At 67.3% G+C, this 11,361-nt stretch carries 10 protein-coding genes; all 10 read left to right on the top strand.

Annotation, left to right across the window (positions count from 1 at the left end; all coding sequences use genetic code 11):
- The first annotated feature begins 27 nt into the window (after positions 1 to 27).
- The 10 genes from uvrA to ACI7YT_RS11040 all read left to right on the top strand — a co-directional run bounded on the left by uvrA (position 28) and on the right by ACI7YT_RS11040 (position 11,336).
- The gene (uvrA, locus tag ACI7YT_RS11085) at positions 28 to 2,916 is read left to right on the top strand and encodes an excinuclease ABC subunit UvrA (RefSeq protein ID WP_406245584.1); all 2,889 of its coding nucleotides are present in this window, start codon (positions 28 to 30) and stop codon (positions 2,914 to 2,916) included.
- Positions 2,916 to 4,811, top strand: a complete 1,896-nt coding sequence (gene uvrC, locus ACI7YT_RS11080) for an excinuclease ABC subunit UvrC (RefSeq protein WP_406245583.1) — start codon at positions 2,916 to 2,918, stop codon at positions 4,809 to 4,811. The genes uvrA and uvrC overlap by 1 nt, the downstream gene beginning before the upstream one ends.
- 26 nt (positions 4,812 to 4,837) lie before the next feature.
- On the top strand, positions 4,838 to 5,710 hold the full coding sequence (gene rapZ / locus ACI7YT_RS11075) for an RNase adapter RapZ (RefSeq protein WP_406245582.1): 873 nt from the start codon (positions 4,838 to 4,840) through the stop codon (positions 5,708 to 5,710).
- Positions 5,711 to 5,778: 68 nt separating this feature from the next.
- Positions 5,779 to 6,756 carry a DNA-binding protein WhiA gene (whiA, locus tag ACI7YT_RS11070; protein ID WP_406245581.1) on the top strand — a complete coding sequence of 326 codons (978 nt, stop codon included), beginning with the start codon at positions 5,779 to 5,781 and terminating at the stop codon, positions 6,754 to 6,756.
- A gap of 143 nt (positions 6,757 to 6,899) precedes the next feature.
- A complete protein-coding gene (locus ACI7YT_RS11065) occupies positions 6,900 to 7,526 on the top strand; it encodes a superoxide dismutase (protein WP_406245580.1) in 627 nt (208 codons plus the stop codon).
- Between the two features lie 104 nt (positions 7,527 to 7,630).
- Positions 7,631 to 8,641 (top strand): type I glyceraldehyde-3-phosphate dehydrogenase, encoded by a 1,011-nt coding sequence (gene gap / locus ACI7YT_RS11060; RefSeq protein ID WP_406245579.1) that lies wholly within the window; start codon positions 7,631 to 7,633, stop codon positions 8,639 to 8,641.
- Between the two features lie 14 nt (positions 8,642 to 8,655).
- Positions 8,656 to 9,870: a phosphoglycerate kinase gene (locus tag ACI7YT_RS11055; RefSeq protein WP_406245578.1), complete on the top strand. Its 1,215-nt coding sequence runs from the start codon at positions 8,656 to 8,658 to the stop codon at positions 9,868 to 9,870.
- Positions 9,861 to 10,652 carry a triose-phosphate isomerase gene (tpiA, locus tag ACI7YT_RS11050; protein WP_406245577.1) on the top strand — a complete coding sequence of 264 codons (792 nt, stop codon included), beginning with the start codon at positions 9,861 to 9,863 and terminating at the stop codon, positions 10,650 to 10,652. Before ACI7YT_RS11055 ends, tpiA begins: the two co-directional genes overlap by 10 nt.
- Positions 10,653 to 10,734: 82 nt before the next feature.
- The gene (gene secG, locus ACI7YT_RS11045) at positions 10,735 to 10,983 is read left to right on the top strand and encodes a preprotein translocase subunit SecG (protein ID WP_120228415.1); all 249 of its coding nucleotides are present in this window, start codon (positions 10,735 to 10,737) and stop codon (positions 10,981 to 10,983) included.
- On the top strand, positions 10,983 to 11,336 hold the full coding sequence (locus ACI7YT_RS11040) for an RNA polymerase-binding protein RbpA (protein WP_406245576.1): 354 nt from the start codon (positions 10,983 to 10,985) through the stop codon (positions 11,334 to 11,336). Before secG ends, ACI7YT_RS11040 begins: the two co-directional genes overlap by 1 nt.
- Positions 11,337 to 11,361: the final 25 nt, after the last annotated feature.

Raw genomic sequence — 11,361 nt, 5'->3', positions numbered from 1 at the left:
GTCCGTGGCCCCTCGTAGACTTGTTCGGTGCCCATCGTCCCCGTCTCCAGCCCAGGAAAACTCAGTGTTCGCGGTGCCCGCGTGCACAACCTCAAAAACGTCGACCTCGACATCCCGCGCGACTCGCTGGTCGTCTTCACCGGCCTGTCCGGCTCCGGCAAGTCCAGCCTCGCGTTCGACACGATCTTCGCCGAAGGCCAGCGTCGCTACGTCGAGTCGCTGAGCGCCTACGCGCGCCAGTTCCTCGGACAGGTGGACCGTCCGGACGTGGACTTCATCGAGGGGCTGAGCCCCGCGGTGTCGATCGATCAGAAGTCGACCAACCGCAACCCGCGCTCCACGGTCGGAACGATCACCGAGATCTACGACTACATGCGTCTGCTCTGGGCGCGCATCGGCATTCCGCACTGCCCCGAGTGCGGTGAGCGCATCCAGCGCCAGACCGTGCAGCAGATCGCCGATCAGCTCATGGAGCTCCCCGCGCGCACCCGCTACCAGATCGTCGCCCCGGTGGTGTCGCAGAAGAAGGGCGAGTTCGTCGACCTGTTCCGCGAGCTCGGCGCCAAGGGGTACTCCCGCGCGATCGTCGACGGCGACCTCATCCAGCTCGCCGAGCCGCCCACGCTCAAGAAGAGCTACAAGCACGACATCGCCGTGGTCGTCGACCGTCTGGTCGCCTCGGATGACATCCTCGGACGCATCACCGACTCGGTCGAGACCGCGCTCGGCCTCGCCGGCGGCGTGATGCAGATCAACTTCGTCGAGGAAGAGGGGGATGCCGCGTGGCAGTCCTTCTCAGAGAAGCTGGCCTGCCCCAACGGGCACTCCATCACCCTCACCGAGATCGAACCCCGCACGTTCTCGTTCAACGCCCCGTTCGGCGCCTGCCCGTCGTGCTCGGGACTGGGTACGAGCATGTCCGTGGACGTCGACCTCATGCTCGGAGACGAGCAGCTCTCCATCCGCGAGGGCGCGATCATTCCGTGGACGACCCAGGGCAAGGGACTGTTCCAGTACTACGAGCGACTCCTCGAAGGACTCGCCCGTGACCTGAACTTCGATCTCGACACCCCGTGGCGCGACCTGCGCGTCGATGTGCAGGACGCCATCCTGCGCGGCGACAACTACAAGGTCACCGTGAAGTGGAAGAACCGCTACGGCCGCGAGATGCGCTACGCGTCCGGGTTCGAGGGCGTCGTGCCGTACATCGAACGGCAGTACGCCCAGGCCGAGAGCGACACCCAGCGCGCACGCTGGGGCGAGTACCTGCGCGAGGTGCCGTGCCCGGTCTGCGACGGCAACCGGCTCAAGCCCGAGGTTCTCGCGGTCAAGGTGCACGGCCACTCGATCGCCGAGGTCTCGCACCTCAGCCTCGCCGAGGCCCGTTCCTTCATGGAGCAGCTGACGCTGACCGATCGCGAGGCGAAGATCGCCGCGCAGGTGCTGCGCGAGATCCGTCTGCGTCTGGACTTCCTGCTGCAGGTGGGCCTGGCGTACCTGAACCTGAGCCGCTCCGCGGGTTCCCTGTCCGGCGGCGAAGCGCAGCGCATCCGTCTCGCGACGCAGATCGGATCGGGCCTGACCGGCGTGCTGTACGTGCTGGACGAGCCGTCGATCGGCCTGCACCAGCGCGACAACAGGCGTCTCATCGAGACACTGCTCACGCTGCGCGACCTCGGCAACACGCTCATCGTCGTCGAGCACGACGAGGAGACGATCCAGGCATCCGACTGGGTCGTCGACATCGGCCCCGGCGCCGGCGTCAACGGCGGCGACGTCGTGCACTCGGGGCCGTACGCGGCGCTGCTCGGCGAGAAGAACTCGATGACGGGCGACTACCTCGCCGGGCGACGGGAGATCCCGACCCCGCACAAGCGGCGCAAGCTCGACAAGCGCCGTATGCTCAAGGTCGTCGGCGCCCGCGAGAACAATCTCAAGAACGTCGACGTCGAGTTCCCGCTCGGTGTGCTGACGGCCGTGACGGGAGTGAGCGGTTCGGGCAAGTCGTCGCTGGTCAACGACATCCTGTACCGGGTGCTGGCCTCCAAGCTCAACGGTGCGCGATCCCTGGCGGGCAAGCACACCCGAGTGACGGGGCTGGACAACCTCGACAAGGTCATCCACGTCGACCAGGCGCCGATCGGACGCACGCCGCGATCCAACCCGGCCACGTACACGGGCGTCTTCGATCGCATCCGCACGCTCTTCAGCGAGACGCCGGAGGCGAAGGTCCGGGGTTACCAGCCGGGTCGATTCAGCTTCAACGTCAAGGGCGGTCGCTGCGAGGCCTGCTCCGGCGACGGCACGATCAAGATCGAGATGAACTTCCTCCCTGACGTGTACGTCGACTGCGAGGTATGCCACGGCAAGCGGTACAACCGCGACACGCTCGCCGTGCACTACAAGGGCAAGAACATCGCCGAGGTCCTCGAGATGCCGATCGAAGAGGCGGCCGAGTTCTTCGAGCCGATCCAGGCGATCCATCGCTACATGAAGACCCTCGTCGACGTCGGCCTGGGCTACGTGCGACTCGGCCAGTCGGCGACCACGCTCTCCGGCGGAGAGGCGCAGCGCGTCAAGCTCGCGACCGAGCTCCAGCGTCGCAGCAACGGGCGCAGCATCTACGTGCTCGACGAGCCGACCACCGGTCTGCATTTCGAGGACGTCCGCAAGCTCCTCGAGGTCCTGAACGGCCTGGTCGACAAGGGCAACACCGTGATCGTCATCGAGCACAACCTCGACGTCATCAAGTCCGCGGACTGGGTGATCGATCTCGGACCGGAAGGCGGCTCGGGCGGCGGGGAGATCCTGGCGACCGGCACACCGGAGCACATCGCGGCCATCGAGGACAGCCACACCGGGCAGTTCCTCGCCGAGATCCTCGGTGGAGGGCGCCAGGCGCGGAAGGCCGGCTGATGGCGGACGTGCTGCCGTACAAGCCCAAGCAGGGGGAGATCCCGACCGACCCTGGCGTCTATCGTTTCCGCGACGCCCAGGGACGCGTGCTCTACGTCGGCAAGGCGAAGAACCTGCGCCAGCGGCTCTCGAACTACTTCGCCCCGCTGCGCACCCTGCACGAGCGCACGCGACGGATGGTGACGACCGCGGCGTCCGTCGAATGGACGGTCGTTCCAACCGACGTGGATTCCCTCCAGCTCGAGTACATGTGGATCAAGGAGTTCGATCCGCCGTTCAACGTGCGCTACAAGGACGACAAGTCGTACCCGTTCATGGCGATCACGCTGGCGGATGAGGCGCCGCGGGTCATCGTGACGCGCAACCGGAAGATCCCGGGGGCGCGGTACTTCGGTCCGTACCCCAAGGTCTGGGCGGTGCACGAGACGATCGACCTCATGGTCAAGGCGTTCCCGATCCGCACGTGCAGCGACGCCAGTTACAAGCGGGCGATGCAGACCGGACGGCCGTGCTTCCCGGGCCAGATCGGCAAGTGCGGCGGCCCCTGCTCGATGACCTGCACGGTCGAGGAGCACCGTGCCATGGTCGATGATTTCATGGCTTTCATGGCGGGCGGCGATGAGCGCTTCACGCGTGAGCTGACGCGACGCATGCGCGAGGCATCCGCGGCCATGAACTACGAGGCCGCGGCGAAGTACCGTGACAAGCTCTCCGCGATCGATGCCGTTCTCGGCAAGAGCGCTCTCGTGCTCCCGGCCGATGAGGACGCCGACCTGTTCGGGATCGCCGAGGACGAGCTCTCCGCTGCGGTGCAGCACTTCGTGATCCGCGGCGGGCGCGTGCGCGGTGTGCGGGCGTCGACGATCGAGAAGGAGCTCGACGTCTCCTCCGGCGATCTCGTCGATCAGGTGCTGCAGCGCGTGTACGGCGAGGCGGCCGACGGTGAGATCCCCCGTCGCATCCTCGTCCCGACCCTTCCCGACGACGCCGCCGAACTCGAGGTATGGCTGCGCGGGCGCCGTGCGCGCAAGGTCGAGATCGCGGTCGCGCAGCGCGGGCAGCGCGCAGAGCTCATGCGCACCGCGACGCTCAACGCGCAGCAGGCGCTGATCCGTCACAAGACCAAGCGCACCAGCGACTACGTCGCCAGGACGCAGGCGCTCACGGATCTGCAGGAGGCTCTGGGGCTCGACGAGGCGCCGCTGCGCATCGAGTGCTACGACATCTCGCACCTGCAGGGCACGAACGTCGTGGCGTCGATGGTCGTCTTCGAGGACGGCCTGCCGCGGAAGGACCAGTACCGTTCGTTCAACATCGCCGAGACGACCGACGACACGGATTCGATGTACCAGGTGCTGCGTCGGCGCCTGGCGTACCTGGACGCGCCGGAGGAGGAGGCGGCTCCCGTCGACCCGCTCGCGGACGGCGAGGTCACCACGACGCGCAGTCGCCCTCGATTCGCCTACCCGCCGCAGCTGCTGCTCGTCGACGGCGGTCAGCCGCAGGTCGCGGCAGCCGCCCGAGCGCTGCGCGACGCAGGACACCCCGAGATCGCCCTGTGCGGAATCGCGAAGCGGCTGGAGGAGATCTGGCTCCCGGGCGACGATTTCCCGGTGATCCTCCCGCGCACGAGCGAGGCGCTGTACCTGCTCCAGCGCCTGCGCGATGAGGCGCATCGGTTCGCGATCTCGCACCAGCGCCGACGCCGCAAGCGTGACATCTCGACGGTCCTCGCCGAGGTCCCCGGCCTCGGTGCCTCCCGGATCAAGATCCTGCTCAAGCACTTCGGCTCCGTTTCGCGCCTTCGCGCGGCCAGCCCGGCCGAGATCCAGGAGGTGCAGGGCATCGGGCCCTCCCTCGCCCAGGGGATCCATTCGCACCTCTCCAGTCGATAGGGTTGGACGACGGGGAGGGAGAACCGATGACAGGCGAGGACGAGGGCAAGTTCCTCATCGTCACCGGCATGTCCGGCGCTGGGCGCACGACGGTCGGGAATGCACTCGAGGACCTGGGCTGGTACGTCGTCGACAATCTGCCTCCGCAGATGCTGCGTCCGCTGCTGGATCTGACGGATCTCGGTGGTGGGGCGCTGCCCAAGGTGGCCGCGGTCGTCGACGTCCGGGGGCGCAATCTTCTCGACGATCTGCCTGATGTGACGAGGGCGCTGCGCTCGCGCGGCTCCGTGCAGGTGCTGTTCCTCGATGCATCGGACGACGTGCTGGTCCGTCGTTTCGAGGCGGTGCGTCGCCCGCATCCGCTCCAGGAGGACGGGACGCTGCTCGACGGCATCCGCCTGGAACGCGCCCGGCTCACGATGGTGCGCGAAGCCGCCGACATCGTGATCGACACGTCGAGCCTCAACATCCACCAGCTCGCCACGAAGACCAACGAGCTCTTCTCGGAGGAGGGCGCTGCTCGGCATCGCCTCACGCTGCTGAGCTTCGGGTTCAAGTACGGACTGCCGACCGATGTCGACCTCGTCGCCGACATGCGGTTCCTGCCGAACCCGTTCTGGAACGACGAGCTGCGCGGTCTCACCGGTCAGGACGAGGCGGTGCGCGACTATGTCCTCTCGCGCGAAGGCGCGCAGGAGTTCCTCGATGCGTACGCGAAGGCACTGGTGCCGGTGCTCGAGGGCTATCAGCGCGAGAACAAGAGCCACTCCACGGTTGCGATCGGCTGCACCGGAGGCAGGCACCGCTCCGTGGCGATGTCGGAGGAGCTCGCGAAGCGGCTCTCGCAGATGCCGGGGGTGGCCGTCAACGTGCGCCACCGTGACCTCGGCCGCGAGTAGAGACCGGCGGAGCCGAGTAGGCTAGTCCTTCGCGCCGCGATCCGGCGCGAAGAGCAAGAAGGAGTGTCGTGGCACTAACCACCGACGTCAAGGCTGAGCTGGTCAGCATCCGGAACGCGCCGCCCACGGTGCGCGTCGCGGAAGTCACTGCGATCCTCCGGTTCGCCGGCGGTCTGCATTCGATCGCCGGCCGGGTGGCCGTCGAAGCCGAGGTGGATGCCGAGCTGCTGGCGCGTCGCGTCGCCAGGGACCTCGCTGAAATCTACGGTGTGCGCCCCGAGATCGCCCAGGTGCAGTCGTCGAGTTCGAGCGACGGCGCCCGCTGGGCCGTACGCGTGATCGGCGCAGGGGAGACCCTCGCCCGTCAGACCGGACTCCTCGACCAGCGTCGCCGCCCTGTGCGCGGCCTTCCCAACCGCCTGACCACCGGGTCGCGCGAGGAGATCGCCGGCCTCTGGCGCGGTGCGTTCCTCGCCGCCGGTTCCCTGTCCGAGCCCGGCCGCTCCGCCATGCTCGAAGTGGCGTGCCCGTCGTCCGAGGCCGCCATGGCGCTCGTGGGCGCGGCGCACCGACTCGGCGTCGCAGCCAAGGCGCGTGAGGTCCGCGGGATGCCGCGCGTCGTCGTCCGCGAGGGCGAGGCCATCCGATCCGTCCTCACGCAGATGGGCGCTGCCGGCACGGCCGCCGCGTGGGAGGAGATGCGTCAGCGCCGCGAGGTGCGAGCCGGCGTCAACCGTCTCGTCAACTTCGACGACGCCAACCTCCGCCGATCCGCGCAGGCCGCCGTCGCCGCCTGCGCTCGTGTCGAGCGTGCGCTGGAGATCCTCGGGGAGGAAGTTCCCGACCACCTCAAAGTCGCCGGAGAGCTGCGCCTGTCGCACCGCGACGCCAGTCTGGATGAGCTCGGCCATCACGCCGATCCGCCGCTGACCAAGGATGCCGTTGCCGGACGCATCCGTCGCCTCCTCGCGATGGCGGACAAGCGCGCCCAGGTCGAGGGCATCCCCGGGACCGAAGCCGCGGTTCCGGCCGGGCTCGATGTCTAGGGATTTCTTCGTCATCTGAGGAAGGAACGCCTCCCCGGCGGCGTTGTCGTCAGTAGGATGGAAATCGTCTGCTCCGTGCCGCATTTCGGCGTCACGGAGGACCGGAAAGCGCCGCGGCGCGGCGCGGATTGGATGAAATCGACATGGCGACCTACACGCTCCCCGACCTTCCGTACGACTTCGCGGCACTCGAGCCGCACATCAGCGGCAAGATCATGGAACTGCACCATGACAAGCACCACGCGGCGTACGTCGCCGGTGCGAACGCCGCACTCGAGGGTCTCGCCGAGGCCCGCGAGACCGGCAACTTCGCCAACGTGAACCGCCTCGAGAAGGATCTCGCGTTCCACCTGGGTGGCCACGTCAACCACTCCATCTTCTGGACCAACCTCTCCCCGAACGGCGGCGGACAGCCCGAGGGCGAGCTCAAGGCGGCCATCGACGAGTTCTTCGGCTCGTTCGAGAAGTTCCAGGCGCACTTCGCCGCTACGGCCATGGGCATCCAGGGGTCGGGCTGGGCGGTCCTCAGCTGGGACTCGATCGCAGAGCGCCTGATCATCCAGCAGCTGTTCGATCAGCAGGGCAACACCGCTCAGGGCACCGTCCCGCTGTTCCAGCTGGACATGTGGGAGCACGCCTTCTACCTCGACTACCTCAACGTCAAGGCGGACTACGTGAAGGCCGCCTGGAACATCGCCAACTGGGAGAACGTGGCGCAGCGCCTCGACGTCGCCCGCAAGCAGACGAACGGCCTGCTGGTACTGTCGTAAGCAAGACGGGCGTCCCGACGGACAATGTGCTCGTCGGGACGCCGCCGTCCACGAACTTCTCCATCAATACAGCGCGCGAGCGCACGAGAAACAGGGAGACCTGAGTGTCTGTCAAGATCGGCATCAACGGCTTCGGCCGCATCGGACGCAACTACTTCCGCGCGGCCCTCGCGCAGGGCGCAGACATCGAGATCGTCGCTGTCAACGACCTCACCGACAACAAGACTCTGGCGCACCTGCTGAAGTACGACTCCGTCGGAGGCGTTCTGGATGCAGACATCAGCTACGACGAAGAGAGCATCACGGTCAACGGCAAGACCATCAAGGCCTTCGCCGAGCGCGACCCCGCCGGTCTCCCGTGGGGTGAGCTGGGTGTCGACATCGTCATCGAGTCGACCGGCTTCTTCACCAAGGCAGACCTCGCCAAGAAGCACATCGAGGCCGGCGCCAAGAAGGTCCTGATCTCGGCACCGGGCACCGGCGTCGACGCCACGTTCGTCATGGGCGTGAACGAGGACAGCTACGACCCGGCAGCGCACCACATCATCTCCAACGCCTCCTGCACCACCAACTGCCTCGCGCCGCTGGCGCAGGTCTTCAACGAGGCGTTCGGCATCGAGCGCGGCTTCATGATGACCGCGCACGCCTACACGGCAGACCAGAACCTGCAGGACGGCCCGCACGGCGACCTGCGTCGCGCACGTGCGGCCGCGATCAACATCACCCCGGCATCCACGGGTGCGGCGAAGGCGATCGGCGAGGTCCTGCCGGAGCTCAACGGCAAGCTGTCCGGCTCGTCGTACCGCGTTCCGGTTCCCACCGGCTCGATCGTCGACCTGACGCTGATCACGACGCGTGACGACCTCACCGTCGACGAGGTCAACGCCGCGTACCAGAAGGCTGCGGCCGATGGCCGGCTCAAGGGCTTCCTGCAGTACAACGAGGACCAGATCGTTTCGAGCGACATCGTGCACAACGCGCACTCGTCCGTCTTCGACTCGACGCTCACCAACGTCAGCGGCAACCTGGTCAAGGTCTCGAGCTGGTACGACAACGAGTGGGGCTACTCCAACCGTCTCGTCGACCTGACCGAGTACGTCGCAGAGCGTCTCTGAGATCTGAACTGAACATGTCTCTGCGCACCCTGGAATCCCTGGGGTCGCTCGAGGGCAAGCGCGTCATCGTCCGTTGTGACCTCAACGTTCCCCTGCGGGACGGCGTCATAACGGACGATGGCCGTGTTCGCGCCTCGTTGCCGACCTTGAACGCGCTGCTCAACGCCGGCGCCCGCGTGATCGTCTGCTCCCACCTCGGGCGCCCCGATGGCGCACCCGACTCGAAGTACAGCCTGGCACCGGTCGCCCAGCGGCTCTCCGAACTGCTCGGAAAGCCCGTCGCGTTCGCCCGCGACACGGTCGGCGAATCGGCATCCGAGGCAGTCGCGGCCCTCGAGGACGGCGGAATCGCCGTGATCGAGAATCTGCGCTTCAACCCGGGGGAGACCTCGAAGGATGAGGCGGAGCGTCGGGCGTTCGCCCAGCAGCTCGCCGACCTCGGCGATGTGCTGGTGTCGGACGGCTTCGGTGTCGTGCACCGCAAGCAGGCCAGCGTCTACGAACTGGCGCAGATCCTGCCCTCGGCGGCCGGGCTGTTGATCGCCACCGAGCTCGGCGTCCTCGACCGCCTCACGGAGACCCCGGAGCGGCCGTACACGGTCGTCCTCGGCGGCTCCAAGGTCAGCGACAAGCTGGGGGTGATCTCGCATCTGCTTCCGCGTGTCGATCGGCTCCTCATCGGCGGCGGCATGCTGTTCACCTTCCTCAAGGCACAGGGCTACGCGGTCGGATCGAGCCTTCTCGAAGAAGATCAGCTCGACACGGTTCGCGGCTACATCACCGAGGCCGCCGAGCGCGGCGTCGAGATCGTCGTCCCGACGGATGTCGTGGTCGCGGCATCGTTCGCTGCGGATGCCGCGCACGCGACCGTCTCGATCGACGCGATCGAGAACACTGCGGCCGGCGCATCCGGCATCGGCCTCGACATCGGTCCTGAGACGGCGGCTGCGTTCGCCGAGGCGATCCGCGGCTCGAAGACGGTGTTCTGGAACGGCCCGATGGGCGTGTTCGAGTTCCCGGCGTTCGCGAACGGCACGAAGGCCGTCGCGCAGGCGCTCACCGAGGTCGACGGCCTCGGCGTCGTCGGCGGCGGCGACTCCGCTGCCGCCGTGCGTCAGCTCGGTTTCGCGGACGACCAGTTCGGCCACATCTCCACCGGTGGTGGAGCCAGCCTCGAGTTCCTCGAGGGCAAGAAGCTCCCCGGCTTGGAGGTACTCGGATGGGCGTAAGCATGCGCACCCCGCTGATCGCGGGCAATTGGAAGATGAACCTGGACCACCTGCAGGCGGTCGCCACGGTGCAGAAGCTGCACTGGACGCTGAAGGATGCCGGACACGAAGGCGACTCGGTCGAGGTGGCCGTGTTCCCGCCGTTCACCGACATCCGCAGCGTGCAGACGCTGATCGACGCCGACAAGATCCCGTTCGCCCTGGGCGCGCAGGACGTGTCGGCCCACGATTCGGGTGCGTACACGGGCGAGGTGTCCGGTGCGTTCCTGGCGAAGCTGGACGCGAAGTACGTCATCATCGGCCACTCGGAGCGGCGCGAGTACCACGCCGAGTCCGACGACGTCGTGGCAGGCAAGGTCAAGGCCGCGATCAAGCACGGTCTCGTCCCGGTGATCTGCGTCGGCGAGACGGCGGAGGACCTGGAGAAGTTCGGTGCCAGCGCGGTTCCGGCCGGTCAGCTCAAGGCGGCGCTCGACGGTGTTCCGGCATCCGCCGACATCGTCGTGGCGTACGAGCCGGTCTGGGCCATCGGCTCCGGCCAGGCAGCGACGCCGCAGCAGGCGCAGGACGTCTGCGCCGCGCTGCGCGGCGTGCTCGCCGAGACGCTCGATGCGGATGCCGCGGCACGAACGCGCATCCTGTACGGCGGTTCGGTGAAGTCGTCGAACATCGCCAGCTTCATGCGCGAGCCCGATGTGGACGGCGCACTCGTCGGAGGCGCGAGCCTCGTCGTCGACGAGTTCGCGGCGATCATCCGGTTCCAGAAGCACGTCGGAGTGTGAGTGTGCGGCGGGGCTCCGGCCCCGCTGCACCGTATACTTGACCGTTACGCGGGCAATTCGGCCCGAGCGAAAGGCTTTTCACGTGCAAGTTCTTGAGTTCGTCCTGCAGGTCGTGCTGGGCATCACCAGCGTCCTGCTGACTCTCCTCATCCTTCTTCACAAGGGTCGTGGCGGCGGTCTGTCCGACATGTTCGGCGGTGGGATGTCGACGGCTGTCGGTTCATCCGGCCTCGCCGAGCGCAACCTGAACCGCTTCACCGTGGTTCTCGCACTGGCCTGGTTCGTCTCCATCGTCGCACTGGGCCTCATCACGAAGTTCGAGGTGATCTGATGGCAACCGGCGGCAATGCGATCCGCGGAACCCGAGTCGGTTCCGGCCCGATGGGCGAGCAGGACCACGGCTACCACGCCGACCGCATCGCGGTGTCCTACTGGGACGGACTCGGCAACGAGACCGTCCGCTACTTCGCGGCGGGGCTCCCCGAAGAGGAGATTCCGGACACGATCGATCACCCGCACTCCGGCCTTCCGGCGGGGCGCGACAAGGAGAACCCGCCTGCGCTGTCGAAGACGGAGCCCTACAAGACGCACCTCGCGTACGTGAAGGAGCGCCGCACCGACGTCGAGGCGGAGCAGCTTCTCGAGGACGCACTCACGCAGCTGCGCGAGCGTCGCGGTCAGTAACGCGCCGCACAGCACTTCGGAAAGA

The organism is Microbacterium sp. M (assembly GCF_045181065.1).
In the GTDB taxonomy this organism is placed as follows: Bacteria; Actinomycetota; Actinomycetes; order Actinomycetales; family Microbacteriaceae; genus Microbacterium.
Note: the sequence above shows the minus strand (reverse complement) of the source record. Positions and strands in the feature narration are given on the sequence as shown.

Excerpts from the sequence above, each read along its gene's own strand:
- tpiA (WP_406245577.1), top strand. The coding sequence starts at position 9,861 with ATGGGCGTAAGCATGCGCACCCCGCTGATCGCGGGCAATTGGAAGATG.
- uvrC (WP_406245583.1), top strand. The coding sequence starts at position 2,916 with ATGGCGGACGTGCTGCCGTACAAGCCCAAGCAGGGGGAGATCCCGACC.
- ACI7YT_RS11040 (WP_406245576.1), top strand. The coding sequence starts at position 10,983 with ATGGCAACCGGCGGCAATGCGATCCGCGGAACCCGAGTCGGTTCCGGC.
- rapZ (WP_406245582.1), top strand. The coding sequence starts at position 4,838 with ATGACAGGCGAGGACGAGGGCAAGTTCCTCATCGTCACCGGCATGTCC.
- ACI7YT_RS11055 (WP_406245578.1), top strand. The coding sequence starts at position 8,656 with ATGTCTCTGCGCACCCTGGAATCCCTGGGGTCGCTCGAGGGCAAGCGC.
- ACI7YT_RS11065 (WP_406245580.1), top strand. The coding sequence starts at position 6,900 with ATGGCGACCTACACGCTCCCCGACCTTCCGTACGACTTCGCGGCACTC.